The sequence below is a fragment of the Hyphomonas sp. FCG-A18 genome, from assembly GCF_045287255.1.
Lineage (GTDB): Bacteria > Pseudomonadota > Alphaproteobacteria > Caulobacterales > Hyphomonadaceae > Henriciella.
Window position 1 is genome coordinate 1,714,979 of record NZ_CP137142.1, and the last position, 26,473, is coordinate 1,741,451.

28 protein-coding genes are annotated in these 26,473 nt (G+C 56.5%); 18 read left to right on the forward strand and 10 right to left on the reverse strand.

What is annotated here, in order from left to right:
• Window positions 1-66: 66 nt before the first annotated feature.
• The 4 genes from RYZ27_RS08505 to RYZ27_RS08520 all read left to right on the forward strand — a co-directional run bounded on the left by RYZ27_RS08505 (window position 67) and on the right by RYZ27_RS08520 (window position 3,138).
• A complete protein-coding gene (locus RYZ27_RS08505; RefSeq protein ID WP_406679064.1) occupies window positions 67-939 on the forward strand; it encodes an S-methyl-5'-thioadenosine phosphorylase in 873 nt (290 codons plus the stop codon).
• Window positions 940-1,062: 123 nt separating this feature from the next.
• On the forward strand, window positions 1,063-1,866 hold the full coding sequence (locus RYZ27_RS08510; protein ID WP_406679065.1) for a competence/damage-inducible protein A: 804 nt from the start codon (window positions 1,063-1,065) through the stop codon (window positions 1,864-1,866).
• Window positions 1,867-1,868: 2 nt separating this feature from the next.
• The gene (locus tag RYZ27_RS08515) at window positions 1,869-2,366 is read left to right on the forward strand and encodes a hypothetical protein (RefSeq protein ID WP_406679066.1); all 498 of its coding nucleotides are present in this window, start codon (window positions 1,869-1,871) and stop codon (window positions 2,364-2,366) included.
• The gene (locus tag RYZ27_RS08520; protein ID WP_406679067.1) at window positions 2,359-3,138 is read left to right on the forward strand and encodes an enoyl-CoA hydratase; all 780 of its coding nucleotides are present in this window, start codon (window positions 2,359-2,361) and stop codon (window positions 3,136-3,138) included. The genes RYZ27_RS08515 and RYZ27_RS08520 overlap by 8 nt, the downstream gene beginning before the upstream one ends.
• On the opposite strand, the gene RYZ27_RS08525 is transcribed toward RYZ27_RS08520, so the two are convergent.
• Window positions 3,135-3,941, reverse strand: a complete 807-nt coding sequence (locus RYZ27_RS08525; protein ID WP_406679068.1) for a lysophospholipid acyltransferase family protein — start codon at window positions 3,939-3,941, stop codon at window positions 3,135-3,137. The genes RYZ27_RS08520 and RYZ27_RS08525 overlap by 4 nt on opposite strands.
• An 11-nt stretch (window positions 3,942-3,952) precedes the next feature.
• On the reverse strand, window positions 3,953-4,543 hold the full coding sequence (locus RYZ27_RS08530) for a TetR/AcrR family transcriptional regulator (protein WP_406679069.1): 591 nt from the start codon (window positions 4,541-4,543) through the stop codon (window positions 3,953-3,955).
• Between the two features lie 246 nt (window positions 4,544-4,789).
• On the opposite strand from RYZ27_RS08530, the gene yajC reads away from it, so the two are divergent.
• From yajC to secF, 3 genes are read left to right on the forward strand one after another with little or no spacing between them, the layout of a single operon-like run.
• Window positions 4,790-5,161 (forward strand): preprotein translocase subunit YajC, encoded by a 372-nt coding sequence (gene yajC, locus RYZ27_RS08535; protein ID WP_406679070.1) that lies wholly within the window; start codon window positions 4,790-4,792, stop codon window positions 5,159-5,161.
• Between the two features lie 28 nt (window positions 5,162-5,189).
• Window positions 5,190-6,917 (forward strand): protein translocase subunit SecD, encoded by a 1,728-nt coding sequence (gene secD, locus RYZ27_RS08540; RefSeq protein WP_406679071.1) that lies wholly within the window; start codon window positions 5,190-5,192, stop codon window positions 6,915-6,917.
• Window positions 6,918-6,933: 16 nt separating this feature from the next.
• Window positions 6,934-7,902: a protein translocase subunit SecF gene (secF, locus tag RYZ27_RS08545; protein ID WP_406679072.1), complete on the forward strand. Its 969-nt coding sequence runs from the start codon at window positions 6,934-6,936 to the stop codon at window positions 7,900-7,902.
• A gap of 8 nt (window positions 7,903-7,910) precedes the next feature.
• Here secF and RYZ27_RS08550 read toward each other — a convergent pair whose 3' ends face one another.
• The gene (locus tag RYZ27_RS08550; protein ID WP_406679073.1) at window positions 7,911-8,381 is read right to left on the reverse strand and encodes a hypothetical protein; all 471 of its coding nucleotides are present in this window, start codon (window positions 8,379-8,381) and stop codon (window positions 7,911-7,913) included.
• 66 nt (window positions 8,382-8,447) lie between these two features.
• A complete protein-coding gene (locus RYZ27_RS08555; protein WP_406679074.1) occupies window positions 8,448-9,212 on the reverse strand; it encodes an NAD kinase in 765 nt (254 codons plus the stop codon).
• A 106-nt stretch (window positions 9,213-9,318) separates the two neighbouring features.
• Between RYZ27_RS08555 and RYZ27_RS08560 the strand changes: the two genes are divergently transcribed.
• The gene (locus RYZ27_RS08560; protein WP_406679075.1) at window positions 9,319-10,095 is read left to right on the forward strand and encodes a class II aldolase/adducin family protein; all 777 of its coding nucleotides are present in this window, start codon (window positions 9,319-9,321) and stop codon (window positions 10,093-10,095) included.
• A gap of 119 nt (window positions 10,096-10,214) precedes the next feature.
• Window positions 10,215-11,435: a 5-aminolevulinate synthase gene (gene hemA, locus RYZ27_RS08565; protein WP_406679076.1), complete on the forward strand. Its 1,221-nt coding sequence runs from the start codon at window positions 10,215-10,217 to the stop codon at window positions 11,433-11,435.
• A gap of 71 nt (window positions 11,436-11,506) precedes the next feature.
• On the opposite strand, the gene RYZ27_RS08570 is transcribed toward hemA, so the two are convergent.
• On the reverse strand, window positions 11,507-11,911 hold the full coding sequence (locus RYZ27_RS08570; protein WP_406679077.1) for a MucR family transcriptional regulator: 405 nt from the start codon (window positions 11,909-11,911) through the stop codon (window positions 11,507-11,509).
• A 207-nt stretch (window positions 11,912-12,118) separates the two neighbouring features.
• Here RYZ27_RS08570 and glyA point away from each other — a divergent pair, with 207 nt between their 5' ends.
• The 4 genes from glyA to RYZ27_RS08590 are packed head-to-tail and all read left to right on the forward strand — an operon-like array spanning window position 12,119 to window position 15,291.
• A complete protein-coding gene (glyA, locus tag RYZ27_RS08575; RefSeq protein ID WP_406679078.1) occupies window positions 12,119-13,426 on the forward strand; it encodes a serine hydroxymethyltransferase in 1,308 nt (435 codons plus the stop codon).
• A 3-nt stretch (window positions 13,427-13,429) separates the two neighbouring features.
• A complete protein-coding gene (nrdR, locus tag RYZ27_RS08580) occupies window positions 13,430-13,885 on the forward strand; it encodes a transcriptional regulator NrdR (RefSeq protein WP_406679079.1) in 456 nt (151 codons plus the stop codon).
• Between the two features lie 5 nt (window positions 13,886-13,890).
• Window positions 13,891-14,769, forward strand: a complete 879-nt coding sequence (gene hemF / locus RYZ27_RS08585; RefSeq protein ID WP_406679080.1) for an oxygen-dependent coproporphyrinogen oxidase — start codon at window positions 13,891-13,893, stop codon at window positions 14,767-14,769.
• 36 nt (window positions 14,770-14,805) lie between these two features.
• Window positions 14,806-15,291, forward strand: a complete 486-nt coding sequence (locus RYZ27_RS08590) for a TspO/MBR family protein (RefSeq protein ID WP_406679081.1) — start codon at window positions 14,806-14,808, stop codon at window positions 15,289-15,291.
• Here the strand turns inward: RYZ27_RS08590 and RYZ27_RS08595 are convergent.
• The 4 genes from RYZ27_RS08595 to RYZ27_RS08610 are packed head-to-tail and all read right to left on the reverse strand — an operon-like array spanning window position 15,268 to window position 18,068.
• Window positions 15,268-16,488 (reverse strand): CCA tRNA nucleotidyltransferase, encoded by a 1,221-nt coding sequence (locus tag RYZ27_RS08595; protein ID WP_406679082.1) that lies wholly within the window; start codon window positions 16,486-16,488, stop codon window positions 15,268-15,270. The genes RYZ27_RS08590 and RYZ27_RS08595 overlap by 24 nt on opposite strands.
• Window positions 16,445-16,855, reverse strand: a complete 411-nt coding sequence (locus tag RYZ27_RS08600) for a hypothetical protein (protein ID WP_406679083.1) — start codon at window positions 16,853-16,855, stop codon at window positions 16,445-16,447. Before RYZ27_RS08600 ends, RYZ27_RS08595 begins: the two co-directional genes overlap by 44 nt.
• A 2-nt stretch (window positions 16,856-16,857) precedes the next feature.
• Window positions 16,858-17,484, reverse strand: a complete 627-nt coding sequence (locus RYZ27_RS08605) for a CoA pyrophosphatase (protein WP_406679084.1) — start codon at window positions 17,482-17,484, stop codon at window positions 16,858-16,860.
• Window positions 17,484-18,068 carry a DUF1285 domain-containing protein gene (locus RYZ27_RS08610; RefSeq protein WP_406679085.1) on the reverse strand — a complete coding sequence of 195 codons (585 nt, stop codon included), beginning with the start codon at window positions 18,066-18,068 and terminating at the stop codon, window positions 17,484-17,486. Before RYZ27_RS08610 ends, RYZ27_RS08605 begins: the two co-directional genes overlap by 1 nt.
• 174 nt (window positions 18,069-18,242) lie before the next feature.
• On the opposite strand from RYZ27_RS08610, the gene RYZ27_RS08615 reads away from it, so the two are divergent.
• Genes RYZ27_RS08615 through RYZ27_RS08630 form a run of 4 tightly spaced genes read left to right on the forward strand, consistent with a single transcriptional unit; the run spans window position 18,243 to window position 24,924 of the window.
• Window positions 18,243-19,232, forward strand: coding sequence for an AAA family ATPase (locus RYZ27_RS08615; RefSeq protein ID WP_406679086.1), 990 nt, complete (start codon window positions 18,243-18,245; stop codon window positions 19,230-19,232).
• Window positions 19,233-19,241: 9 nt separating this feature from the next.
• Window positions 19,242-20,105 carry a DUF58 domain-containing protein gene (locus tag RYZ27_RS08620; protein WP_406679087.1) on the forward strand — a complete coding sequence of 288 codons (864 nt, stop codon included), beginning with the start codon at window positions 19,242-19,244 and terminating at the stop codon, window positions 20,103-20,105.
• Window positions 20,102-22,891: a DUF4159 domain-containing protein gene (locus RYZ27_RS08625; RefSeq protein ID WP_406679088.1), complete on the forward strand. Its 2,790-nt coding sequence runs from the start codon at window positions 20,102-20,104 to the stop codon at window positions 22,889-22,891. Before RYZ27_RS08620 ends, RYZ27_RS08625 begins: the two co-directional genes overlap by 4 nt.
• Window positions 22,888-24,924 (forward strand): glutamine amidotransferase, encoded by a 2,037-nt coding sequence (locus RYZ27_RS08630; protein WP_406679089.1) that lies wholly within the window; start codon window positions 22,888-22,890, stop codon window positions 24,922-24,924. The genes RYZ27_RS08625 and RYZ27_RS08630 overlap by 4 nt, the downstream gene beginning before the upstream one ends.
• On the opposite strand, the gene RYZ27_RS08635 is transcribed toward RYZ27_RS08630, so the two are convergent.
• On the reverse strand, window positions 24,921-25,412 hold the full coding sequence (locus tag RYZ27_RS08635; protein WP_406679090.1) for a GNAT family N-acetyltransferase: 492 nt from the start codon (window positions 25,410-25,412) through the stop codon (window positions 24,921-24,923). The two genes, RYZ27_RS08630 and RYZ27_RS08635, sit on opposite strands and share 4 nt — an antisense overlap.
• 139 nt (window positions 25,413-25,551) lie before the next feature.
• Between RYZ27_RS08635 and RYZ27_RS08640 the strand changes: the two genes are divergently transcribed.
• Window positions 25,552-26,457 (forward strand): hypothetical protein, encoded by a 906-nt coding sequence (locus tag RYZ27_RS08640; protein WP_406679091.1) that lies wholly within the window; start codon window positions 25,552-25,554, stop codon window positions 26,455-26,457.
• The last annotated feature ends 16 nt before the right edge of the window (window positions 26,458-26,473 follow it).

A 26,473-nucleotide genomic window follows, 5' to 3' on the forward strand; every position in this document is an offset into this window, starting at 1 on the left:
ACGTGAATTGACGACCCCGCTCTGGACTGTTCCAAGGGCGGGGTTTTCGATTCTGGAGTGGACAAAATGAGCAAGTGGACAATCGGGGTAATCGGTGGCTCTGGCCTCTACGAGATTGATGGGCTTGAGAACGCCGAAAGCCTTACGGTTGAAACGCCTTGGGGCACACCATCCGACACCCTGATGAAGGGACAGATTGGCGAGGTTGAGCTGATCTTCCTGCCCCGGCATGGCAAAGGCCACCGCCTGACCCCCACAACCGTCCCCTATCGCGCCAATATTGATGCCCTCAAGCGGCTGGGCTGTACCGATATTCTCTCCATCTCTGCCTGTGGCTCACTGAAAGAGGCCTATGCGCCCGGCGATTTCGTGATGATTGACCAACTGATTGATCGCACGTTCGCGCGTGAGAAGACTTTCTTTGGTCCCGGCATGGTTGCGCATGTCTCTATGGCGGACCCGATCTGCCCTCGCCTCTCGCAACTGGCCGGGGACGCTGCGCTTGCTGCGGGAGCAACAGTCCATCGTGGCGGAACTTACCTCACCATGGAAGGCCCGCAATTCTCCTCACGTGCTGAAAGCCATCTCTATCGCCAGTGGGGCTGCGATGTCATCGGCATGACCAATGCGCCCGAAGCCAAGCTCGCACGTGAAGCCGAGCTTCCTTACGCAACGATCGCGATGGTGACAGACTATGATTGCTGGCGTGAGGAAGAAGAAGGCGTCACCGTCGCCAATGTTCTGGAGGTCATGGCGGCCAATACGAGCAAAGCCAAAACCGCGATCCAAACCCTCGCTGACAACTTGCAGGGCATTCCCCGGACGACCTCGCCACTCGGAACAGAGACGTGTCTCGACTATGCCTTGATCACAGCGCCCGAAGCCCGCGATCCGGCAGTTCTGGCGAAACTCGACGCTGTCGCTGGACGTGTGCTTTAGGTGATGACCTCGCCCACACCCCCTTCCCAACCGCCCGCAGAGGCTACCCTTGGGGTGGCTGGGAAGGGGGCGTGGGCGGTGCTTGTTGATTGAAATCAATAAGCATCAGGCCTATCAAAAATCATGACTGATCAACCAACCGCCGCCATTTGCCTGATTGGTGATGAGCTTCTCTCCGGGCGAACTCGCGATATCAACGTTCAGACGATTGCACGTTTCCTCGCACCTTACGGTATCCCGATCAAAGAAGTTCGTATCGTTAGCGATGAGCAGGCTGACATCGTCAAAGCTGTAAACGACCTGCGCGCGGCCTATACCTACGTTTTCACGACGGGCGGCATTGGCCCAACTCATGATGACATTACCGCCGATGCCATTGCTGCGGCTTTTGATGTTTCGATCGATGAGCATCCAGAAGCGCTGGCCATCCTGTCGGAACGTTATGCCGCTGTCGATACAGAGTTCACGCCGGCCCGCCGCCGTATGGCGCGCGTCCCGGATGGGGCAAACCTGATCGCTAACCCGGTTTCCGGTGCCCCCGGGTTCCAGACGGGCAATGTCTTCACCCTCGCGGGCGTGCCCAAGATTGTTGAAGGCATGCTGGGCGATATCGGGCATAGGCTAAAAACCGGCAAAGTGGTTCAGAGCGTTACGGTGCGCGGCGCTAATCTCCGCGAAGGTGACCTTGCTGAGGGGCTGGCCAAACTCGCCGCTGAGTTTGAAACCCTCAGCCTTGGTTCTTACCCATGGTTCCGCACCGTTCAGGATCATGGCGTTGCCCTTGTCGCGCGGGGGACTGATGAGGTGCTCTTGAGGTCCGCTGCAGACGCCTTGGAGGCGCTAATCGTCACTCAAGGCATCACCCCAGAACGCCTGAATGGCGAAGCGGGTGGTAATGGCGGCCCAGCCCAAACCGGAGCACAATAATCATGATCCAGTTCCTTTCTCGCCCCCCTGTTCTAATCATCCTGTTTGTTCTGACGCTTGCCATCATGATCAGCTTTGAAGCCGTTCGCGCTGCGGCTGGTGATCCGCTGCTCGATATGCTGATGACAGGCTCGGAAGCTCAAACCCGCCTTGCCGCGATGAGCGCTGAAACCAAACAGGCCCATTTCTGGGGCACCGTGCTCAACGATACTGCCTATCCCCTCGCCTATGGAAGCTTATTTGCTGGCCTCGCCTTTCGGTTTGGTGCTCCAAAGTTGATCTATGGCCTACCGAGTTTCGCAGGAGCCTTCATCGACCTGTGTGAGAACACAATTCAGGCGCTGGCCCTCTCCGGAACAATCGATTTCCTCGCTGCGAAGACAGTCCTGACCCCTTTGAAATTCGCACTGGTCGCCGCTGCGGCAGGGCTTGCACTGATCCTGATGGCGCGGGCACTGTGGCGAAAACTCAAGCCCAAGCGGAGCGAACCCGATGTCTGAAGCCCCTATTGTCCTGGTTGAGCATGATGGCCCTGTTGCCATTGTCACACTGAACCGTCCGGATGCCCTGAATGCGCTGAGCCGAGCTCTGCGCGCAGAAATCGTTCGTGTGTTCGCTGAACTCGCCAAGGATGACACCGTACGCGTCGCTGTCCTGACGGGGGCTGGCCGCGCGTTCACGGCCGGTGTTGATCTCAAAGAAGCCGGGCAGACGGGCTTCGCCTTGGGCGCAGATGGCGGGGACATTGATCTTGCAAAAGGGCTCGCGGCTTTCCCATGGCCAATTATCGGGGCCATCAATGGCTTTGCGATCACTGGCGGCTTCGAGCTTGCTCTCATGTGTGATGTTCTGATCGCGTCTGAGAATGCAAAATTCGCAGACACGCATGCCCGTGTCGGAATCATGCCCGGCTGGGGGCTGAGCCAGAAACTGTCTCGCCTCATCGGCATCAGCCGTGCCAAGGAACTTTCCTTCACCGGGAATTTCCTTGATGCCGAAACCGCAGAGCGCTGGGGGCTGGTAAACCGCGTCTATGCTGCAGATGAGCTGGTTCCTGCGGCTGTAAAAATGGCGCATGAAATGGCAAGCTGCGATCCGGTTCTGCTGCGCAATTATAAAGCTGTCATCGATGAAGGCTTTGCCATGACGTTTGGCGAAGGCTCACGCATGGAAGTGAAACGCTCTGCTCAACATGCGGCCTCAGTCACCGCTGAAAGTGTTGAAGAAGCGCGTAAAGCCGTCACCGCCCGTGGTCGCGAAAAGCAGAGCTAGGCCACTTCCGCTCTGCTCTCATCCGGATGTCCGATTGTCCCCTTTTTTGGATCAGGCAGCAGCTTGGTGGGGACAACCGCTTCACCCGTAGCCTCGGCGATCAGTTCAGCTGAGCGAGCCTCGATGACCTCTGTCAAACGCGCCATAGCCTCTGCCTTCGGCAACCCTGCCGGGATAGGCTCAAGGAACTCAATCACAGCCTTACCGGGCGTTTTCTCAATCTCTTCCTGTTGCCAGAAACAGTTCAGGTTTGTGGCTACGGGAACGATTGGGACATCCATTGCTTCCTGCATATGCCAGACACCCGGCTTGTAGCGGAAATGATACCCTACCGGTGCCAAGTGCCCTTCAGGATAGATCAGAACGCGTCGGCCACCCTCTTTGGCCCTCGCCATACCTTCAGCAAGGCTTGCGGCTTTGCGATGGCCACCACCACACGTATCAATGACAATCGCGCCCAGCTTGCGCAGAATACCGCCGACCAGCGGAAACCGCTCAAGATGGTCCCCGGTTACGAAGGCGAGGTTTCTGACCTCCGGATAGACCATAAACCCATCCCCCCAACTGGCATGTTTGGCGGCAATGATGAACGCCCCTTCGGGCATATGTTCACGTCCACGAACCTCTTTGCGCACACCACAAATCAGCCACAGCGCAAGATTGATCGCGCGGGTATAGCTGCGAATGATCAAGGTCACCGGTCCGCGCCACGGCAAGATGAGAAATGGCAGTGATACGATCACGTAGATTGCCGACAGCAGGTAGTACACTCCTGTAAACAGGAAGCCTCTGAGCTTGTTCATTTCAAATGCTCCTATCTCTGATGCAGGATGGCCATAATCGCGCGGGTAAAGGCCTCGATGTGCTGACTGAACGGCCCCGGCAGGCGATTATAGATTTTGTTCTGACCCGATTGCATGACAACGCCCAGACACATCGAAGCTATAATGGCTGGGTCCCCTTTCGGAACATCGCCATTATCCATCAGCATCTGAACCAGACGCTCCAATACGGTGACCGGGTCATCATCCCGGCGGGTATCATGCGGTAGAAAACGATTGAGAGAGACCAGATGGAAACTGAAAAGCAACCAGTCCTCATCGGCGAGTTTGCAATAGGAGGTCACAGCCCGGCGGACCTTCTCTTCAATACTGCCAGGCTCAAAGAAAGCCTGCTGCAACATTTCACCAAGGCGATTATGGGTCTCCATAAACAGCGCCAGTGCCAACTCGTCTTTGCCCTTATAGTGCCGGTAGAGCGCGCCTTCAGACACCCCTGCCTCATCGGCAATCTCACGCGTTGTGGCCGCATCAACGCCTTCGCTGACGAATAGTTTCAGGGCGGCCCGCTCAATTTTTGGGCGGGCATTACGAGCGCGAGGGCGTTTTTCGACGGCTGGTGTCATAGTCTCAATCTCCAAAGTGAGCGCTTGATAACATCATACGAAAAACCTTTCAAGTGATTAATTGCTCACAATTGTATGTCTCACCGACCTCTGAGGCCAATAAAAGGTTTGAACCGTGCGAAAGGGCATCCTATGTCCCCTAGCATGTTCATTCTTGCCCTGCCCTAAACAGCAGGACGATTGCCACCAGTGAGCCGCGCCGATAGAAGGGCGCGATATTTTTAAAGATCGAAACGGGATTCGTTCATGCGCAAGCTTATCGCCCTTATTGCCGCTTCTGCCATTATGGCACCTGCCGCCCTCGCTCAGGCAGCCGATAGCACTGGCGGTCTTTTGGTAAACATTCTACCGCTTATTTTCATCGGTGTTGTCTTCTACTTCCTGCTGATCCGTCCAGCGAACCAGCGCCAGAAGAAGCACCGTGAAATGATCAATGCGGTCAAAAAGAATGATGAAGTCGTCACCGCAGGTGGCCTGATCGGCAAAGTTACGAAAGTCACCGATGACGAAGTAACTGTGGAGGTTGCTGAAGGTGTTCGCGTGAAAGCCCTGAAGGGTATGCTCGCCGATGTTCGCCCTAAAGGCGCGCCAGCAGCTGCGAATGACACGACCAAGTAAAAACAAAACCTGACGGAGCCGCGCTGCCATGCTGAATTTTCCCGCTTGGAAAGTCGCCATCATATCAATCACCTTGCTTTGGGGCGCGCTGCTGGCTCTACCAAACCTGTTCTCAGACGGGTTCCTGGGCATTGAGCCTCGCGATACGGGCGCGACCGATCCGCAGGCGATTGCGGCCTATGAACAGCAGCTTGCTGAAGCTGATGCATCATGGTGGCCGGGCTTCTTACCCAAGAATAAACTCAGTCTCGGCCTCGACTTGCAGGGCGGGGTTTACCTGTTGATGGAAATCGACCCGGCAGAAGTCGTTGGCAACCAGTTTGAAAGCTTCAAAGGCGATGTCCGCGACGCTTGGCGTCAAACCAACAATCAGGAAATCATCCTGCGCGACAGTGAGCCTGTGATTAGCGACAGCCGTATGATCTATCAGCTGCGTGACCCGCAGGAAGACGCTCAGCAACGCTTTGACTGGACCGCAGAAGAGCAGATGGAAGATGCGCTGAAGCGTCTGCGCCGCGTTAATCCGAATATCGGAACGACACAAACCAAGACCTTCAACATCTCTGAAGGGGCCAACAATACTGTTATCATTGCGGTCACTGATGCTTCACGCAGTGAGCTTACCCGCAAAGCGCGTAATGATATGATGACAACAATCCGCAACCGGATCGACCCGAATGGTGTCGCTGAAATTCAGATCACACCCCAAGGCGATGATCGCATCATTCTTGAAGCCCCTGGTGAATCTGATCCCAAGCGCATCAAAGACCTTTTGAGCCGCGATGGTCGCCTGACCTTCAACATGGCTGACACGAGTGGTTCTGCTGTGCGTATTGCTCAAGAAACAGGCCGTGCACGTCCAGGCTGGCAACTGATCCCATCGCGGGAAGGTTTCCCTCTTCTCATTAACAACATTCCGGAAATTGAGGGCAAGGATATTGCCTCGGCCAACCGCTGCCCGGACCCGGATGATAACACCCCTTCGGTCTGTTTCCGTCTCAACAGCTCGGCTGCCAAGAAGTTCTACAATCTGACGGCCAGCCGCCGCGGTGAACTGTTTGCGATCGTTCTGGATGGCGAATCCATGTCAGCGCCGCGCATTAATGATCCGATCCCAGGCGGAAACGTCATCATTACGGGTGACTTCACGATTGAAGAAGCCGACGATCTCTCCGCGATCATCGCTGCCGGTGAGCTTGCAGCTAAACCGCAATTCATCGAGGAACGTACTGTCGGTCCGGGCCTGGGTCAGGAATCTATTGCTGCAGGGTCTCGCGCCAGCATGATCGGGATCATCCTCGTCGGCATCTTCATGATGCTCGCCTATGGCTTGATCGGTGGGTTTGCTGTCGGTTCACTCATTGCAAACATCATCCTGATTGTTGGTGCCCTGTCTGGCTTTGGAGCCACATTGACCCTGCCCGGCATTGCCGGAATTATTCTGACCATTGGTATGGCCGTGGATGCGAACGTGATCGTGTTTGAACGTATCCGCGAGGAGCAACGCTCAGGCCGTTCCCCGGCAACCGCCATTCAGGCTGGCTATGAACGGGCCTTCTCAGCTATTCTCGATGCCAACGTCACGACCTTTATCGCCGCCTCTATTCTATATCTGGTTGGCGCTGGCCCGGTAAAAGGCTTCGCGGTGACCCTCGCCATCGGTATTCTAACTTCGGTCTTTACCGCTTTCGTTGTGACCCGCTGGTTCACAGTCATGTACCTCCGCACAATGCGCCCTAAGCGCTTGGCGATGTAGAAAAGGACCAGACCCAATGTTACTCCGTCTCTGGCCTGAAGAAACCAAAGTCTCTTTCATGAAGGTGCGCTTTATCGCACTGATCATTTCAGTATGTGCCCTTGCCGCCTCTGCTGCCATGCTCGGCACGCGCGGTCTCAACCTCGGGATCGATTTCGCGGGTGGCTCCGTTATCGAAATTGAAGAACCTGAAGGCGTCAGCACGGACGATGTCCGCGCGATTATTGAACCGCTCGGCCTTGGGGAAATCATCATTAACAGTGCCCGCAGCACGGGCGCTGATGCGGTAAACCTCGAAGTCATCCGCTTCAAAACCCAAGAACCGCGTGAAGGCGAAGATGTTGAAGCTGCTCAACAGAACGCCAACAACCGTGTGCGCGCAGCCTTGGAAGAGGCCTATCCAGACGTGGTTATTCGCTCAAGCGCCGCAGTTGGCCCAAAGGTATCCGGGGAGCTATTCCGCGCTGGTGTCACAGCGCTTGGCGTCGCCTTGCTGCTGATGATGATCTACATCTCGATTCGCTTCCAATGGCAGTATGCACTCGGCGCTGTGGCAGCCCTCTTCCACGATGTGATCCTGACCATGGGTATGTTCGCACTGACCGGGTTTGAGTTTAACCTCGCAACCATTGCGGCGCTTCTCACGATTGTTGGTTACTCAATGAACGATACTGTGATCGTGTTCGACCGGGTGCGTGAAGAGGCCCGTAAGTATAAGAAGCTGGAATTATCGAAAGTTGTGGACCTCGCGATTAATGCGACCATGTCCCGAACCCTTCTGACATCTGGTACGACGCTTCTGGCGCTGATTTCGATTTTCGTGTTTGGCGGCCCAGTCCTGCGCGGGATGAGCTTTGGTTTGATTTTCGGTGTTGTTGTCGGAACCTATTCGTCTGTCTTTGTCGCATCCGCAGTCGTATTGCTGCTCGGCATTGATCGTGGTGACAAACCTAAGCGCGAAGTCGAGGGCTTTAGCGGCGTCTGACCAAGCGGTCAGATGACCCGTCGCACCTGTATTTCCAACGCTTCACAAACTGCATCGGCGAGATCGGTACGCGCATCTTCATTGCCATAGGCCCAAGCCTGACAGGCCTGTACATGCAGATTGACCAGCGCCTGATTATCCATGGCGCTGACCTGGCTCTCAAGCAGGCGCTGCAGGCTCGTTGTAAGACGCGTCAGCGCACCACCGCCATAAATACCGGATGCGCCATGCAGGTTGTGCGCAGCCTTGGCAAACTCAGTCCAATGCTTATGCGAAGGGTCATCACAAAAGGCGACCCAAGTGGTCGAGATCAACTCTATGTCTCGCTCCAGCCATGTCGCCATATCCGGCGCATCCTGTGGCACATCTGCCTTATCTTCAGCAGGCGATAGATTCAGACGCGACAGATCCGGCTTCGTCAGATCCGGATTGTCTTTTGCGGCGTTCTTTTTCAGGCGGTCAATCAGTGAAAATATCATGCCATCTCTATACACAAAGAGACTTAACAACTGGTCGCCAAAAGCCGCCGAATACTAAACTGGAAGTTAAAACGCGAACTGTTCCTGCAAAATCCGCTCATCAAGCGCATGTCCAGGATCAAACAACATGGTCAAACGCTGATTTCGGTCTTCATGGATCGACACTTTTGCAACCGAGCGCACCTCCTGATTATCCGCAGCAGCGGAAACAGGCCGGCGCTCTGGAGACGATATCTCGATCTCGACCTGGGCATCATGGCGCAGCAAAGCCCCCCGCCAACGGCGCGGACGGAAAGCGCTGATCGGCGTCAAAGCCAACAGATTGGCCCCAATCGGCAGGATTGGACCATGCGCTGATAGGTTATAGGCGGTCGACCCGGCCGGGGTTGCGACCATAACGCCATCGCAGGTCAGCTCATTCATCCGCTCACGTCCATCGACCAGAATACGCAGCTTGGCCGATTGAGCTGTCTGACGCAGCAAAGACACTTCATTGATCGCCAAAGCCTGATGATGTTGCCCAAGTGTATCAACGGCATTCATCCGCAGGGGGCTCAGTGTTGCCCGCTCGGCGCGATCAATGCGCTCCGGCAAATCGTCTTCGAGATATTCATTCATCAGGAACCCAACTGTTCCACGGTTCATCCCATAGACCGGCTTATGATCTCCGAATCGACGGCGCAACGTGTCGAGCATGGCACCATCCCCGCCCAGGGCGACGATAACATCGGCTTCATCTTCGCCAACATCGCCATAACGGCGAACAAGACGAACCTTGGCTTCTTGCGCCTCTGGGCGCTTCGAGCAGGAAAAAGACAGGCGCAAACTCATGGTCTCTATGTCAGGGGTGTTCGCCGCGGGGTCAAGCACTTGAGCTGATTGCGCTATTTTGGACGGCGGGGTACTGTGCAGGGAAACAAAAGATCAGGAGGATAAGATGGCTGACGGTATGCAAATCGCTAGCATGAAGGGTAAAGTCAGCGAGGAGGAATGGGAAACGCGCGTCAACCTCGCGGCCATGTATCGCCTTACGGCCCTCTATGGCTGGGATGACATGATCTTCACCCATATCTCACACCGTGTGCCAGGCCCTGATCATCACTTTCTGATCAATCCTTACGGCATGTTGTTTGAAGAGATTACCGCGTCATCTCTGGTTAAAGTCGATCTTGACGGCAACATCGTGCAGGAGACGCCTTATTTCATCAATCCAGCCGGCTTCACGATCCACTCGGCCATTCACGCTGCGCGGGACGATGCCCATGTTGTGATGCATTTGCATACCGATGACGGCGTTGCTGTCTCGGCGCAGAAAGAGGGGCTCCTGCCGCTGAGCCAGACTGGCATGATTGTTGGCCATGACCTGTCTTACCACGAGTATGAAGGCATCGCGCTAGACCATGGCGAGCGCGAGCGTCTGGTTGCCGATATTGGCACTACGAACAATATGATTCTTCGCAACCACGGGACACTGACCGTTGGCGGAACAGCCGCAGAATGCTTCCTACGCATGTTCTTTCTGGAGCGTGCCTGCACAATGCAGGTCCGCGCGCTCAGTGTTGGACGTGACAATGTCCTGATCGCGCCCGAAGCCGCACAGGAAACCGTGAAGCAGCAATCCAATCCAGAGGGGACCAAAACCCTTGCCAATATGCTCGCCTGGCCAGGTCTGCTGCGTCGGCTTGACCGTCAACTTCCGGGATATGCCGTATAGAGAACATCTTTATACGGGGTATTGCGTATTCAAATTGGTCGCCTGCGGCTTTTGATGCCATTACGTTGCAAGACAAGCCGTCCTATATGGCGGTCAGAACAAAGTGAAAGCCATATCAGATGAAACACCTTAAGGCCTTTGAAGACGCGCTTGAGTCCATTCACGAAGAAGGACGCTACCGTGTATTCGTAGACCTGCAGCGCCATCGCGGACAGTTCCCGCGGGCGACGGCACGGTTTGAGCATGGTGAGCGTGAAATCATCGTCTGGTGTTCAAACGACTATCTCGGCATGGGTCAGGATCAAGACGTTCTGGATGCTATGCATGAAGCCATTGATGGTTTCGGTGCGGGGTCTGGCGGAACACGCAACATTTCTGGCACAACGCGCTATCATGTTGATCTTGAACGAGAATTGGCGAGCCTTCATGGCAAAAGTGGTGCGCTTCTGTTCACATCCGGCTACGTCGCCAATGATGCGACACTCTCAACGCTTGGTAAAATCCTGCCAGATCTAATCATCTATTCAGATGCCCTGAACCACGCCTCAATGATTGAAGGCATCCGTCGTTCCAAAGCCGACTATCGCGTCTTCCGTCATAACGATGTCGAACATTTGCGGGCTCTGTTGGAAAATGACGATCCTGATCGTCCAAAGCTGATTGCATTTGAGAGCGTCTATTCCATGGACGGCGATGTTGGCCCGATTGAAGAGATTTGTGACCTCGCTGACGAGTTCAATGCCCTGACCTATCTTGATGAAGTCCACGCGGTTGGCATGTACGGTCATGAAGGCGCTGGTGTTGCTCAGCGGGATGATGTGATGGACCGCGTCGACATTATCGAGGGCACTTTGGGTAAGGCTTACGGTGTGATGGGCGGCTATATCGCAGCGCATGAAACCATGATTGATGCCATCCGTTCGACAGCATCTGGCTTTATCTTCACCACATCGACCTGCCCCGTCATGGCGGCTGGCGCACTGGCCAGCATCCGCAAACTGCGCACGGATGACGGTCGTAAGCTGCGTCATCAACACCAATCGCAGGCCGCCCTGCTAAAACAGAAGTTCCGCGATGCCGGTCTGCCCGTCATGGACAGCGAGACTCATATTGTCCCGCTACTCGTAGGCGATCCGGAAAAATGTAAGGCCCTGTCAGATACTTTGCTATTCGATTTCGGCATCTATGTTCAGCCAATCAACTATCCAACCGTACCGCGCGGCACAGAACGTCTGCGCTTCACTCCTGGTCCGGTTCACACAGAAGAAATGATGAATGATCTGGTTGCTGCCATTTTGGCCGTGTGGAAACAGCTTGGTCTAGAGCAAGAGGCTGCCTAGGGCTTCCATTTCCTCCCATAAGAAAAGCGCGCCCGTTGAGGCGCGCTTTTTAGTTTCAGCTTAGGAAAAACCTAGCTAGCTCTCTTACGTCCCAAACCAATCTCCTTGGCTTTCTGTGAACGGACTTTCGCATAGTTGGGCGCGACCATCGGATACTCCGATGACAGGTTCCAACGTGCCCGATACTCATCGGGAGTCATGTCATAACGCGTCCGCAAGTAACGCTTCAACATTTTAAGTTTACGCCCATCTTCAAGACAGATCAGATAGTCAGGTGTGATTGACTTCGAAATCGGAACGGCCGGATCCGGACGTTCCTCTTCCTTTGGTGCATCACTGGCCAGGTCTGTCAGTGTTGCATGAACCGATTGAATTAAATCGGATAGCCCGCTTGATGGTACAGGGTTATTGGCGACATAAGCTGAAACGATCTCCGTCGTTAGGTCCAGCATCTCGCTTTTTGATTCCGCTTCCATACTATTCTCATTTTGTTACTGCATCATTTTTTATTTTTGATGCAGATTATAAGCCCACCACTCTTATTGAATACACATATCATACGTATGTAAGTATTTACAAACCCCTCATATACTCTGTGAATACTCCATACAGTTATGTGTCATAGCTTCTCTTGCAGGCATCCTCGGCCAAGTCTAGTAACAACTCGCACCTAGGAGTTCGCCATGCCTGATTCTATTCGATCCGTTGATACGACCACAGACGCCTTCTTCGGCCAGTCCCTTTCCGCCCGCGATCCAGACGTTTTTGCGGCGGTTGAACAGGAACAAACCCGCCAACAACATCAGATTGAGCTGATCGCTTCAGAGAACATTGTCTCGCAAGCTGTTCTTGAGGCACAGGGTACAGTTCTGACGAATAAGTATGCAGAAGGTTATCCCGGACGGCGTTACTATGGCGGTTGCGAATACGTCGATGTGGTCGAAACTCTGGCCATTGAGCGCGCCAAAAAGCTGTTTGATTGTGGCTTTGCGAATGTTCAGCCCAATTCTGGTAGCCAAGCCAATCAGGCTGTCTTTCAGGCCCTGATCAAACCCGGTGATACAATTCTTGGCATGAGCCTGGATGCCGGTGGGCACCTGACCCATGGCTCGCGCCCGAATCAGTCCGGTAAATGGTTTAATGCCGTCCAGTATGGTGTACGCAAGGATGATGATCTGATTGATTTTGATGAAGTTGAGGCGCTTGCTAAAGAGCACAAACCTCAACTCATCATTGCTGGTGGTTCCGCTTATCCACGCCAAATCGATTTTGCTCGTTTCCGCGCGATTGCAGATGAAGTCGGGGCCTATTTCCTTGTCGACATGGCGCATTTCTCTGGCCTCGTCGCCGGGGGTCAGCACCCAAATCCGCTAGATCACGCCCATGTTGCCACAACAACGACGCACAAGACTTTGCGCGGCCCACGTGGTGGCATGATCCTGACCAATGACGAGGCGCTGGCCAAGAAGTTCAACTCAGCAATCTTCCCCGGTATTCAGGGCGGTCCATTGATGCATGTCATCGCAGGTAAAGCTGTCGCTTTCGGTGAAGCCCTCACAGACGAATATCGCGCATATACAGCGCAAGTTGTCGCCAATGCGAAAGCCATGGCGCAGGCCGCCAAGGATAGCGGCCTCGACATCGTATCCGGCGGCACAGACACGCATGTCGCCCTGATCGACCTGCGCCCGAAAGGCGTTAAAGGGAATGCCACCGAGCAAGCTCTGGAGCGGGCTTACATTACATGCAACAAAAACGGCGTACCGTTTGATCCAGAGAAGCCAACTGTGACCAGTGGTATCCGCGTTGGCTCTCCAGCAGGCACAACGCGCGGCTTTAAAGAGGCTGAGTTTACACAAATCGGCAAGTGGATTGGCGAAGTTGTTGATGCTCTGGCCAAAGGCGACAGCACAGCGACCGAGGACAAGGTCCGCGCTGAGGTTCGCGAGCTTACTGCCCGTTTCCCGATCTATAATGGACTTGGAGCATAGAATTTGCGCTGCCCGTTTTGTGGTTCTGAGAATACCGGGGTCAAAGACTCCCGTCCGGCGGAAGACAATACAGCCGTCCGCCGGCGTCGGGGCTGTGATAATTGTGGCGGGCGGTTCACCACTTTTGAACGGGTTCAATTGCGGGAAGTCACCGTTCTGAAACGCGATGGCAAACGAACACTCTTCGACCGCGACAAGCTTTCCCGTTCCGTCACCATTGCGCTGCGCAAACGCCCTGTTGAGCCTGAAAAGATTGACCAGCTTGTCTCTGGTATTGCCCGCGAACTGGAAGCCACTGGTGATGCGGAAATCACCTCGAAAGACATTGGCCAGATGGTCATGGAACGCCTGCGCGAAGTCGATCCGGTTGGCTATGTCCGTTATGCCAGCGTCTACAAGGATTTCGGTGACCCCAAGGATTTTGCGGCCTTTATCGAAGACAGCGCCCTCGACGAGTAAAATACATGACTACAACAGACGATCAAAAGGCCCGGGCAAAGGCTTGGTTCAGCACGCTTCAGGCCGATATTATTGCCCGTTTCGAAGCCATTGAGGACGAGGCCACCCCGCCCCTTTATTCCGGGCCTGCCGGACGGTTCGAGAAGACTGACTGGACCCGCGGCGATGGCAGCGAAGACCTTGGCGGTGGCACCATGGCCATAATGAAAGGCAAAGTGTTCGAAAAAGTCGGTGTCCACGTCTCTGAGGTTTACGGCACATTCTCTGAAGCGTTTCAGGCGCAAATCCCGGGCGCCGCTGAGTCAGAAGGCCGCTTCTGGGCCTCAGGCATTTCCCTGATCGCGCATATGACCAACCCGCGTGTTCCAGCCGTGCACATGAATACGCGCATGCTGGTGACAAGCGAAAGCTGGTTTGGTGGCGGGGGCGACCTGACCCCCCTGCTCGACTATCAGCGCCGCGATGATTTTGAGGACACGATCGATTTCCATGCGGCGATGAAAGCCGCCTGTGATCCTTATGATGCGAGCTGGTATCCGCGAATGAAGCAACAATGCGATGAGTATTTCCATCTCGCGCATCGTGACGAACCGCGCGGCACAGGCGGGATCTTCTATGACCGCCACAATACCGGCGATTGGGAAGCTGATTTCGCTTTTACCCAGACCGTGGGCAAACAATTCGCCGACATCTACCCAAAACTGGTTCGCCGCCGTATGAATGAAGGCTGGACGCAGGCAGAGCGTGACGAACAACTCATCCGCCGGGGCCGCTATGTCGAGTTTAACCTGCTCTATGATCGCGGCACGACGTTCGGCCTGAAGACAGGCGGCAATGTGAACAGCATCCTGTCCTCCATGCCGCCTGTCGTGAAATGGCCCTAGGATGACGCCCAAAACCGCTTCTGCTAGGTTTGATGCATGATCCATAAACGCCCAGCTGCTGTAACCCTGATCCTGATCCTGCTTGTGACGGTCGCAACAGCCGCGCTTGGCGCACTGGTCAGCGGTGGGGATAGTGACCCCTGGTATGCGGCCTTGAACAAGGCTCCACTTAATCCCCCCGGCGCCGTCTTCGGAATTGTCTGGCCAATCCTCTACACGCTTATGGCGCTTGGTGCGGTTCTGGTCCGGATGAAAGCAGGCAGCTTTGCAGCCGCCTCCAGCGCGCTTGGCCTCTACTTCACACAGCTTGCCGTCAACCTGTCCTGGAGCTGGCTCTTCTTCGGCTTTCACAGCCCGCTTCTGGCAATGATTGCGCTGGTGATCCTATGGTTCCTGATCCTTGCAATGATCCGCAGTTTCGCCAAACACTCATGGGCCGCTGCGGGCTTGCAAATCCCCTACCTTGTATGGGTTACCTTCGCTGGGTACTTGAACGGTTCAATCCTCTTGTTGAACCAATAGCGGCAGTAAAGCCTCACGTTCCAACTCAAAATCGCTATCCACCCAGACCCGCGCCACGCGGCTAAGCGCCTGCCCAATCTCTGGCCCTTTCAGACCTGCGGCGAGCGCATCATCGCCGCCAATCGGAAAGTCCGGAGCCTGCCAGATATTCACCGCCGCGAGCAGGTCACGCACATCCGCCCCAGCCAGCAAGGCCCGATCCACGATCGCTTGCTTTCCATGCCAGTATAATTCGGCGCGCAACTCTTTAGATCGCAAGCCGACAACCTCCGGCAAGTTATCGGCGGCCCAGGCTGTTAGACGGGATTTGTCATCATTGGAAAGACGCAAGGCCTCGCCCACTTCCTGAACCGCCAAAGCCGATCGTGGCATCAGCGCCATCAGCCGCAAAAGCGGGTCAGGTTGCACGCCGCAAAGCTGCTCACTGACGCGCAAATCATGGAGACCATCTGCCGACGTTTCGACGGGCAAGACATGGCCCAGAACACCACTTTTTGCCATCGCTTCAACCGCCGCCACCGGATCAGGCGCAGCCAGCAATTTGCGAAACTCTTTCCAGATCCGCTCCCGCGCAATCTTTGTCAGGCCCTCACGCTGGCGCTCACATGCCGCCAGCCCCTCCTGATCAATGCCCGCTCCATACCAGGCATTAAACCGGAAAAAGCGCAGGATGCGCAGATAATCCTCGCGCAGCCTCTGGTCCCCATCGCCAATAAAAATAACCCGTCCAGCTAAGGCGTCCTCATAACCGCCCCCAACCGGGTCAAACACTTCCCCATCAGGAGCGGCATAGAGTGCATTCAGGCGGAAATCGCGGCGCTGGGCATCCTCAGCCCACTCCGTTGTGAAGGCGACCACGGCGCGGCGGCCATCGGTTTCAACATCGCGGCGCAGGCTGGTAATCTCAAACGGGACATGATCAACAACCGCCGTCACCGTGCCATGCTCAATCCCGGTTGGAATTGCGCGAATGCCGGCCGCTTCTAGCGCGCCCAACGTTTGCTCAGGCTCAAGCTGCGTCGCAATATCAATATCATCGACCGCGCGGCCCATAATCGTATTGCGCACACACCCACCGACAAAGCGTGCGCAGGCGGGCTGGGCTGCCTCAAGCGCAGCAATCACCGCTTTGGTTTGCGGGGTGTTCAGCCAATCAGCGCTCAGGTGTACCAAGACGCTCTGCCGTTTCTTCGTCAATTTCCGTGGGTTGGCTCAGCTGTTGCCGCTCGCCAATCCCCTCAGCCTGTCCACCCGGGTCTTCTGATCGGGGAATGCCGATGCCGCTAACATCACGATCGCAAGGATAATAACTACCTTCGACGAACTCGCCTGTTTCCTGATCAATATAGGACGCGCGATAACAGAGGTCGCCACCACCACGGTCGAGGAAGATAAAGACCAGCCAAGAGCCAACGGCGAGCACCAGTCCGATGCCGAATAGCATACGGATCGGCCAGGGCTTTCGTCCTTCCTGTTCGGCTTCAGCGATTGCCAGCCGATAGAGTCCAAACAAAATGAATGGCAACAGGAAAAAGACCAGTTGAAACAGAACTCTCGCGCCCATTCTTAATCCTCTACATCATACAAGGTCTTGTGCAGATCACGGATAATTCCCGCAGTCACGCCCCATATCCGAAACCCTTGCCAAGGCATTTCCGTAAACCGTCTGCGCCGCCCTTTCCAGACCGCTTCTCCAGTCTGATGGTTGGCTTGATTGAACAGAAAGTCCAGAGGCGCCTCAAACACTTCTGCGACCTCAGTCGGATCGGGCTTAGCCTGAAAGTCTGAAGGCAGCACCCCGATGACAGGCGTGATCCGAAAGGCTGTCCCGGTAACATAGGACGCGGACCGCCCAACAAGGTCAACTTGTGAGGGAATGACTCCCACTTCTTCTTCTGCCTCACGCAGCGCTGCGGCCACTTCATCAGCGTCAACCGCATCAACTTTTCCGCCCGGAAAAGCCACTTGTCCAGGATGGGCCGCCATCGTATCCGGTCGCTTCGTCAGCAGGGCCGTTGGCCCTGAAACCCGTGGAATGACGGGTATAAGCACCGCTGCCGGACGAATGTACGAGATCGCTTCTGCCTCGACAAAATCAAGATCTCCACCTTCCGGCAAATGCCGCTCACCATGGATCGGATCCAGCCGATCACTGGCCCGCAACAGGAAATCATCAAGATCAGAAAACGCCATTACGAAGCTGGTCCCAGCTCAAAGAATTGCCCCTTGGACCACACGCCCAGCATCCCGCTTGCACCTTCATGCGCGACGGCCATGTCTGCCAGTTCGTAGAATACAGCGCGGCTCAGTTTTGCCTCCAATCGATCTCTAACCAGAATATAGGGTGAAGGCTCCAGAGTCACAGGATCGGTTTCAATCCGCAAGGGCGCATCAGGCCCCGCCATTGTGACATCGCCAAGATTGGTCTTGAATACCAGAACCTGATCTGGTCCCGTCTCGCCAACCCGGTCGACACGGATCGCCAAAAACGGCGCATCCTCAACATGAACAATCACTTTCTCATACGGTGTGACCAAATAAATCTGACCATCATCATCCTTGCGCAGGATTCGCGAGAACAGTTTCACAAGGCGCTCACGCTTGATTCGGTCACCTTCATGCCACCAGGAGCCATCGGCGCGAATTTCCATCTGAATGTCGGCGCAGCGTTCCGGGTTCCAGAGATGCACAGGTGGCAATTTACCGTCCAGCCCGTCCGGGGCGATGGCTTTTAGCACCTCCTCCAAAGAGATGACAGTATTTCCATTTGATTTCATCTCGCGCTCCGCCATGATGGTACTAAAGTGAAATCATAATCCACCCGCTCCCCCTTCCCAACCGCCCGCAGAGGCTACCCTTGGGGTGGTTGGGAAGGGGGAGCGGGTGGATCGTGACAGCAACCTCTTTGTAGAGGTAATGCGAACACTGCACAGAGTGAAGATGGAGACCCCATGGCGGATGATAATCAGGCAATCGTAGCACAGGCTGAAGCGGCTGGTGAAACCCTTGCCAAGGTACGTGCAGAGATTGGCAAAGCCGTTTTCGGACAAGATCGCGTCATTGAGTTGGCCTTGTCGGCTATTCTGGCTGGCGGTCACGCACTCCTGATCGGTGCACCCGGCCTTGCTAAAACCCGCCTGGTTGAGGCCATCGGCACTGCACTGGGCCTCGATAATGCGCGTATCCAGTTTACGCCTGATCTGATGCCCGGTGATATTCTGGGCTCCGAAGTTCTGGATGAGGGCGCTGATGGGGCGCGTGCTTTCCGCTTTATCAAAGGCCCGATCTTTACCAGCCTGCTCATGGCGGACGAAATCAATCGTGCCTCCCCGCGTACCCAGTCCGCCTTGCTGCAAGCGATGCAGGAAAAGCATGTCACGGTCGCCGGGGTTCGCTATGACCTGCCAGCGCCTTTCCATGTTCTGGCCACACAAAACCCGATTGAACAGGAAGGCACCTATCCCCTGCCCGAGGCACAGCTTGATCGTTTCCTCTTGAAGATTGATGTGACCTATCCCGACCTCGATACAGAGCGGCGTATCCTTGTCGAAACCACAGGCGGCGATGAGCAAGCGGTTGAAACCGCCCTAAACCCGCTCGGCCTGCAGCAGTTACAGGCCCTCGTCCGTCAAATGCCTGTCGGGGAGAAAGTCTTGAATGCCATTCTCGGCATCGTTCGCGATGCCCGCCCTGAACAATCTCAGGATGACCGCGTGCGCCGCTTCATTGACTGGGGCCCATCACCGCGCGCCGGACAAGCTCTAATGCTCGCCAGCCGCGCGCGGGCTCTGCTGCGCGGTCGCCTTGCGCCAAGCATTGAAGACGTCGAAGCCCTCGCCGAACCTTGCCTCGCTCACCGTATGGGCCTGCGCTATGACCCAACTGGCGAAGCGCCGGACCTTGAAACGCTGATAGGCGATCTCGTGAAGAAAGCGGCCTAAAGGCAAATCGTGTCTGATCTTGCGACCCTCCGCGCTGAAGCCGAAACTCTTGCCCGGCAATTGCCCGACCTGTCTTTACAGGCCGAGGCGGCTGATCTTGTGCATCCGGGGGCTGCAGGGCGAAAGCGCGCTGGCTCTGGTGAGCAATTCTGGCAGTATCGCCGTTATGCCCAGACCGATGCTGCCGACCGGATCGATTGGCGGCGCAGTGCACGCGGTGATGAGTATTATGTTCGCGAGACTGAGCTGGAAACGGCACGCACCATCCTGTTCTGGACCGACCCCAATGCCGGGTTTGACTGGCGCAGCGATCACAGCGGGCCAACGAAAGCCGACCGCGCCCGCACGCTGATGCTCGCGCTGGGCATCCTCCTGTCAAAGGAAGGGGAGCGGATTGGCGTCCTGAATGGCCCACGCCCGGCTTCGCTGGGGAAGACGGCTCCAGATCGGCTGGCAGAGGACATGCTCGTCAAAGGCAGTGAAGCCCTGACCCCACCCAAATCCACAGCGCTCACCATTGTGGCCAGTGATTTCTATGACCCGCTTGATTCATGGCGCGCCCGCCTTGCGCCCCTGGCGGCAAAGTGCCGACACGGCATCCTGCTCTGCGTGAGTGACCCGATTGAGCATGATTTCCCCTATTCCGGTCGGACGAAATTCTCTCGCCCTGGCTCTACGCTGGATCGTATCTTTGGCCGCGCTGAAACAGTGCGTGAGGACTATCTTGCCCGCTTCGCCGCGCAACGCGAAGGATTGAGCGCGCTCGCTGCTCAGATGGGTTGGGCACTTGTCACGCATCGCACGGACGAACCCGCCCTGCACGGCGCCGCAGCACTCTTGAGCGCCTTGCAGCAGTTTGGGGTTAAGGCATGACGCTCGGTCCATTCCTGTTTGGGGCACCGCTTGCTCTGATTGGCCTGATCGCCTTGCCAGTCATCTGGTGGATCCTGCGCGCGACGCCGCCAACGCCCAAAGATGCTGAGCTACCCAGTTTGCGCCTGCTGGATGATGTCGATCCAAGAGAAGAAACCCCTGCCCGCACGCCTTGGTGGATCCTGCTCTTGCGTCTAGCCGCCGCGGCACTTGCCATTGCCGGGCTATCACTCCCGCTCTATGCGCCAGGCGCGCAATCTGGCGAAGATGCCAGCGGGCCGGTTCTGGTCGTGATCGACGATGGCTGGACCTCGGCGCAACGCTGGGGCGAGCTGCGCAACGCCGCGCTGACCGCGCTTGATGGCGAGGACAGGGATACACCTGCACATCTCCTGCTGACCGCGCCACGCAGCTTGAACGCTGACCCAGCCGAGCGCCTCAATCGCAGCGACTTTGAAGCCCGTATCCGTTCCCTTCAGCCTCAACCGTGGGCCGTGGACCGCGCAGAGGCTTTAGAGCGCCTTGAGGCATCCTCTCTACGCCCTGCGCGTATCCTCTATGTCTCCGATGGTCTCAACCCCGAAACGGCCACAGACTTTACCCGCGCACTGGCTGCGAAAGCGCCTTTAAGCATCTATGCCGCAACGCCGCGCGGCCCTGCCGCTATTACAGGTCTCACCTCAGCGGCTGATGGCGTCACCCTGACCATCCACCGCACTGATCCGGCAAATGCCAGCGACCACTTCATCTCTGCCCTCACTCTCGATGGGGCAGCCCTCGCAACGACTGAAGCCAGCTTTGCCGCCGGCGAAACCGATACAAATGCCACCTTCACCCTACCGCCTGCCGCACTCGCACGTATAGCCCGGTTTCAAGTCACCGGCAGTGCCAGCGCAGGAACCATATGGCTCTGGGATAGCGCGGACCGCTCCCGCCGCATCGGGCTTGTCAGCGGAGATAGCACCGCCCAACCCCTGCTCAGCGATATGCATTATGTCCGCAAAGCCCTCGAACCCTTTGCAACCATCACAGAAGGCGATCTGTCCGCTCTGATCGCAGAAAACCCGGACGCGATCATCCTGACCGATATTGGGCAGATTGATCCGACTGCGCTTGAGGCTGTGACCGCCTGGGTCGAAGAAGGCGGCGCTCTGATCCGCTTTGCCGGGCCGCGCATGGCGGCGAGTGGCGAAACGCTTGTCCCTGCACCACTTCGCCGGGCAAGCCGTGCCATTGGCGGGGCGCTGACATGGGAAACCCCGCAACCGCTTGGCAGCTTCCCTGAAACCTCTCCGTTTGCAGGCCTGCCTGTCCCCGACGATATTCGTGTGCGCCAACAGGTTCTGGCCCGCCCCGGACCAGACCTTGCTCGTCGAACCTGGGCGCGCCTTGAAGATGGCAGCCCACTGGTCACAGCCGATCAGCGTGGTCAGGGCAGTTTGATCCTGTTTCACATCACCGCAGGTCCAGATTGGTCCGACCTGCCCTATTCGGGCCTGTTCGTGGACATGCTGCGCCGGGCCATTGCGGCTGGAAAAGGTGAAGCAGTCTCAGACGAGCAAGGGCTCTACACCCCGACCCTCTCGCTTAATGCGCGCGGGCAGTTGCAACAGCCAAGTCCAATCGCCACGCCGTTGGAGGCGAGTGAATTCGGGATTGTTGAGCCCTCTGAAACGCACCCCCCGGGTCTTTATCAGGGGCCAGGAGGGACACGCGCCTTGAATATAGCGGCCGGTGAGCGCCTCATTCCGATGACAGACTGGCCAACAAGCGCAACCCTGCTCGGTGATGCGCAGGTCAGCACCCTGCACCTTGCCGGACCGCTCCTTGGTTTAGCCGGCCTTCTATTGGCCATCGATTTGATCATTGCCCTCAGCCTTGCTGGTCACCTCCCCTTGCGGCGCAAAGCTGCGACAGCAGCCCTTCTGCTGCTTTGCACAGTACCACTCGCCTCACAGGTTCCAATTGCAGAGGCCCAAGGCTTCCGCTTCGATCCAGTCCCTGAACAGCGTGAGCCGCTACCCAAGGATATCGAAGCCGCTCTTATGATGCGCCTTGCCTATATCGAAACTGGCGATGCTCGAACGGATCGTCGTACTCGTGAAGGCCTCAACGGGGTTAGCCTCACCCTGTTCCGCCGCTCCAGCGTCGAGCCCGCAGACCCACATGCGGTGAACCCGGAAACTGACGCCCTCGATGTCTACCCTGTCATCTTTCTGGTTCTGCCAGATGATCCAACGCCCTTAAGTGAAACAGCGATTGCCCGCCTCAACGCCTATATGCGTGGCGGAGGCACTCTGTTCATCGATACACGCGCAGGGGGCTCCATTGGTCAAAGCGGTTTTGATGGCCTGACCAATATTCTTCCCGGCCTCGACACCCCGGCTTTAGCCCCGGTTGCCGATGATCACGTTCTGTCACGTACGTTCTACCTGCTACAGGCCTATCCGGGTCGCTATGCCAACCGACCTCTATGGATGGAAGCCACAGGCACAGCTGAGCGCAGTGAGCGGCGCGGCGACGGCGTTAGCCGCCTGTTTGTCACAGATGCCGATTACACATCTGCCTGGGCTGTCGATGATCGCGGCCGGGCGCTCTATTCCGTTGATGGCGGCGATGATCAGCGCGAACAAGCTATGCGTTTTGGCGTCAATCTGATCATGTATGTGCTGACCGGGAACTATAAGGAAGATCAGGTTCATATCCCGGCCTTGCTTGAACGGCTTGGGGAAGAAGATGGGGTTGGCAATTTTGAGGACGGCCCTGAAGGCGAGGTCATCCCATGATTGAAGCCTCCCGCCTCGCTTTCGACCCTTTCCTACCCTGGCCATGGCTTTGGACTCTGGCGGCTCTCTGCGGACTTGCTCTGCTCGGCTACCTTGTCCTGCGCGGGCGCGCATGGCTGACCCGCACATTGGGCCTATTTCTCTTGCTTGTTGCCACAGCCAACCCTTCCTTTGTGCAGGAAGAACGCGAGCCGCTGCCCTCTGTCGCTGCCTTGGTTCTTGATCGCAGTGACAGTATGAGCTTTGGCGAACGACAGGCCTTGGCCCAAGCCGCTTTTGAAGCGCTTCAAACAGAGCTGGAAGCCAACACCTCCATTGATCTGCGCGTGATAGAAGTCGACGGAAATGGTGATGGGACACGCCTCATTGGCGCGCTTGAGGGTCTGATGGCCGATGTTCCCCGCGACAGGATTGCTGGCTCTATTCTGGTGACGGACGGACAAGTCCATGACGTTCCCGAAAACCTCTCGCGCCTGACTGAGCTTGGGCCAATCCATGGCATCATTGCTGGTGATCCGAATGCACGCGATCGACGGATCACACTCGTGGATGCGCCTGATTTCGGCATTGTCGGCGAGACCGGAAGCTTCACCCTACGCGTCGACGATCCAGGCTCAGGGCGCATCCCCATCGAGATTTCAATCAATGGCGAGCGCCTGCGAACTGTCATGGTCGATGCGGGCGAAGACACTCTGATCGAGATTGAAACAGAACGGCGCGGCGATAACATTATCGTCTTTGAAACGCCCGAGGGGCCGCAGGAGCTGACGCTCGCCAATAACCGGACAGCAGCAAACCTGTCAGGGGTTCGCGACGGCTTGCGTGTCCTGCTTGTAACCGGGCGGCCAAACTCATCCGGGCGGGTGTGGCGTGACCTCTTAAAGTCTGACCCTTCGGTGGATCTGGTGCACTTCACCATCCTTCGTTCAGCCTACAAATTCGACATTACCCCACTGGAAGAACTTGCCCTCATCGCCTTCCCAACCGAGGAATTGTTCGAAGAGAAGCTTGGCAGTTTCGACCTCTTGATCTTCGACCAGTATGAACGCCGCGGCATCATCACGATGGCCTATCTCGCCGATGTCGCAAACTATGTTGATGAAGGCGGCGCGCTGCTGATTGCGGGTGGCCCGGAATTCTCCAGCGGAGCCAGTCTCGCGCGCACGCCTCTGGCCGGGGTTCTGCCGGCGCTGCCAACCGGGCGCACCGTTGAAGGGCGCATGGTGCCCGAGCTTTCCGACACAGGCCGCCGCCATACGATTACGGAAGACTTTGATGGCCAGAACTGGGGCGCATGGCTGCGCTATATCGAGACAATCTCGGACACCGGCGATGTGCTGATGACGACCCCGGATGGCAGCCCGCTTCTGGCGGTTGATCGCGTCGGCGATGGCCGGGTCGCGCAGCTTAATTCTGATCAAATCTGGCTTTGGGCGCGCGGCTATGATGGCGGTGGCCCCTTCGCAGACCTGATCCGACGCACGGTCCACTGGTTGATGAAAGAACCCGAGCTTGATGAGCGCCAGCTAAAACTCACAGCCATTGGCGACACGGTTCGCGCTGACCTACGCACGCTCTCTGATCGCGCGGCCCCTCTGATCATTACCGCGCCGGATGGCTCATTTCTGGAACCTGACTGGCGCGCGGAAGGGCCTGGCAGTTACAGCGCGGAAGTCCCGGTCGATCAGCTCGGCCTTTATCGCGCCGAAAGTGGCGGCCTCTCGACCGTGGTCCTCAATGGCCCAGTAAACCCGCGCGAGTATGCGGCTCTGGAGGCGACACCAGACATCTTACAACCGCTGGCCGATCTATCCGGTGGGGAGACCTATCAACTTGCGACAGCGAGTGAGTTGCCAGACATCCGCATGGTTGGCCGCCGTGCAGATGCCTCTGGACGTAACTGGCTTGGCCTGCGTGAGCGCGGCGCCTATGCCGTCCGCAGCTCAACCAGCCTACCGCTCTTGCCGGGCTTACTCGCGGTCTTCCTGATCCTCGGTTTCACCGTCTGGGCCTGGAGACGCGAAGGGCGCTAACGCGGTACGCGCACGGCTCCTTCGAGTACATGTGCGTCCCCCGCCAAATCACGCACCATAACTCTCTCTGGATCCTGTGGCCCTGGAAAACACAGTCGCTTCCCAACCACCTCAAACCCAATCTCACCAAAATAGCGTGGCGCACCGATCAGAACGGCGGCAGGCCACCCCGCCTGCGTTGCCGCTTCGAGCGCTTCACCCGTTACAGTAAGGCCAAGACGTTGCCCCTGAAAATCTGGATCGACTGCAACAGGGCCCACAAATACCGCTCGGTTCGCTGCTTCACCCACAACAATTGGCCAGAGCCGCGTCACCGCAATTACGCCGCCATCCTTCATCGCAACACGGCTGAGGTCCGGCAAAGACCGTGTCCCTTCCCGCAAACGCTCTGCCGTTTTAGCAAAGTGACCCGGCCCGAATGTGCGGTCATATAGTGCCTCAATCGCCTCGGCATGACGCTCGGGAATTTCTGGAACGATCTCAATCATCGCCGCGCCATAAAGCGCAAGCCTTTAAAAAACAATAGCTTAATTCTGCGTGTGATAAATACGGTACGGATATTGCAATGACAAAATCACACTCTTTTGCTTAAATCAGCTTTGATCTTCTTGTGTCAGGACCCTCCCCATGACTGTTCAATGGCCTCAAACGACCGCCGCCGCTTTTGGCAATGATCTGATCTACGCCACACATGACCTACATAAGCGCGATGTCTTCTCTGATGAGGGGATCATCCGCATTCTGGACGAGTTTCCGCGCGATCAACTCGCGATCTGGAAATTTGGCGGTCATAGCGAAGGCCTTGGCGAGTCGATCAGAGGCCAAGCCCCCAAGGCCAGCGGCGCTGAGATCATGGAAGCCGTGCGGTCAGGAAAATTCTGGCTCAATGTTAGGCGCTCTAACCTGCTGCTCGACTATATGGCCGAGATTGGCCAGGAAATTTTTGGCAGCCTTGAAGACGCGACAGGCCGGAAAACGCGCAAGCAGGATATGGGCCTTCTGATTTCCTCACCGGGCATTCACGTCAATTACCATCTCGATATCCCGATCGTCGCTTTGGTTCAGATACGTGGCGAGAAAACACTCTGGCTCTATCCAAATGATGACATCCATGCACCAGCCGATCAGATTGAAGACATTGTGCATATGCGCCGTGAAGAAGACCTGCCTTTCCGGGATGGCTTCGACGACAATGCGATCAAGATTGACCTGAAGCCTGGTATGGCCCTGACATGGCCACAAGCGGCTCCACACCGGGTCCAGAATGCCGATTGTGTCAACGTTTCTCTTTCGTGCGAGTACATGACGCTACCAGCACTGATGAAAGCAAACGCCATCTACACGAATGGTATCCTACGCTCGCAGTTTGGAATGAATCCGCAAACGGCCCGTAAGCTTACCCCCATGAACATGAGTAAAGCTGTCGCCGCACAAGCACTCAAAAAGATCACAAGGCATAAGCCAATCAATAAATCGACCCCGCCGACTTTCGAGTTGGACCTTTCGGCAGAAAATTACGCTCGCCCCCTGTAAATCGGTAATTTCCGCC

Excerpts from the sequence above, each read along its gene's own strand:
- RYZ27_RS08555 (WP_406679074.1), bottom strand. The coding sequence starts at position 9,212 with ATGAGTTTGCGCCTGTCTTTTTCCTGCTCGAAGCGCCCAGAGGCGCAA.
- RYZ27_RS08640 (WP_406679091.1), top strand. The coding sequence starts at position 25,552 with ATGACTGTTCAATGGCCTCAAACGACCGCCGCCGCTTTTGGCAATGAT.
- RYZ27_RS08530 (WP_406679069.1), bottom strand. The coding sequence starts at position 4,543 with ATGACACCAGCCGTCGAAAAACGCCCTCGCGCTCGTAATGCCCGCCCA.
- hemF (WP_406679080.1), top strand. The coding sequence starts at position 13,891 with ATGACTACAACAGACGATCAAAAGGCCCGGGCAAAGGCTTGGTTCAGC.
- RYZ27_RS08520 (WP_406679067.1), top strand. The coding sequence starts at position 2,359 with ATGTCTGAAGCCCCTATTGTCCTGGTTGAGCATGATGGCCCTGTTGCC.
- RYZ27_RS08505 (WP_406679064.1), top strand. The coding sequence starts at position 67 with ATGAGCAAGTGGACAATCGGGGTAATCGGTGGCTCTGGCCTCTACGAG.
- secF (WP_406679072.1), top strand. The coding sequence starts at position 6,934 with ATGTTACTCCGTCTCTGGCCTGAAGAAACCAAAGTCTCTTTCATGAAG.
- RYZ27_RS08570 (WP_406679077.1), bottom strand. The coding sequence starts at position 11,911 with ATGGAAGCGGAATCAAAAAGCGAGATGCTGGACCTAACGACGGAGATC.
- RYZ27_RS08625 (WP_406679088.1), top strand. The coding sequence starts at position 20,102 with ATGACGCTCGGTCCATTCCTGTTTGGGGCACCGCTTGCTCTGATTGGC.
- hemA (WP_406679076.1), top strand. The coding sequence starts at position 10,215 with ATGAAACACCTTAAGGCCTTTGAAGACGCGCTTGAGTCCATTCACGAA.
- RYZ27_RS08605 (WP_406679084.1), bottom strand. The coding sequence starts at position 17,484 with ATGGCGTTTTCTGATCTTGATGATTTCCTGTTGCGGGCCAGTGATCGG.
- secD (WP_406679071.1), top strand. The coding sequence starts at position 5,190 with ATGCTGAATTTTCCCGCTTGGAAAGTCGCCATCATATCAATCACCTTG.
- RYZ27_RS08600 (WP_406679083.1), bottom strand. The coding sequence starts at position 16,855 with ATGGGCGCGAGAGTTCTGTTTCAACTGGTCTTTTTCCTGTTGCCATTC.
- RYZ27_RS08560 (WP_406679075.1), top strand. The coding sequence starts at position 9,319 with ATGGCTGACGGTATGCAAATCGCTAGCATGAAGGGTAAAGTCAGCGAG.
- RYZ27_RS08590 (WP_406679081.1), top strand. The coding sequence starts at position 14,806 with ATGATCCATAAACGCCCAGCTGCTGTAACCCTGATCCTGATCCTGCTT.
- RYZ27_RS08510 (WP_406679065.1), top strand. The coding sequence starts at position 1,063 with ATGACTGATCAACCAACCGCCGCCATTTGCCTGATTGGTGATGAGCTT.
- RYZ27_RS08515 (WP_406679066.1), top strand. The coding sequence starts at position 1,869 with ATGATCCAGTTCCTTTCTCGCCCCCCTGTTCTAATCATCCTGTTTGTT.
- RYZ27_RS08610 (WP_406679085.1), bottom strand. The coding sequence starts at position 18,068 with ATGAAATCAAATGGAAATACTGTCATCTCTTTGGAGGAGGTGCTAAAA.
- RYZ27_RS08630 (WP_406679089.1), top strand. The coding sequence starts at position 22,888 with ATGATTGAAGCCTCCCGCCTCGCTTTCGACCCTTTCCTACCCTGGCCA.
- RYZ27_RS08525 (WP_406679068.1), bottom strand. The coding sequence starts at position 3,941 with ATGAACAAGCTCAGAGGCTTCCTGTTTACAGGAGTGTACTACCTGCTG.
- glyA (WP_406679078.1), top strand. The coding sequence starts at position 12,119 with ATGCCTGATTCTATTCGATCCGTTGATACGACCACAGACGCCTTCTTC.
- RYZ27_RS08615 (WP_406679086.1), top strand. The coding sequence starts at position 18,243 with ATGGCGGATGATAATCAGGCAATCGTAGCACAGGCTGAAGCGGCTGGT.
- RYZ27_RS08550 (WP_406679073.1), bottom strand. The coding sequence starts at position 8,381 with ATGATATTTTCACTGATTGACCGCCTGAAAAAGAACGCCGCAAAAGAC.
- yajC (WP_406679070.1), top strand. The coding sequence starts at position 4,790 with ATGCGCAAGCTTATCGCCCTTATTGCCGCTTCTGCCATTATGGCACCT.
- RYZ27_RS08635 (WP_406679090.1), bottom strand. The coding sequence starts at position 25,412 with ATGATTGAGATCGTTCCAGAAATTCCCGAGCGTCATGCCGAGGCGATT.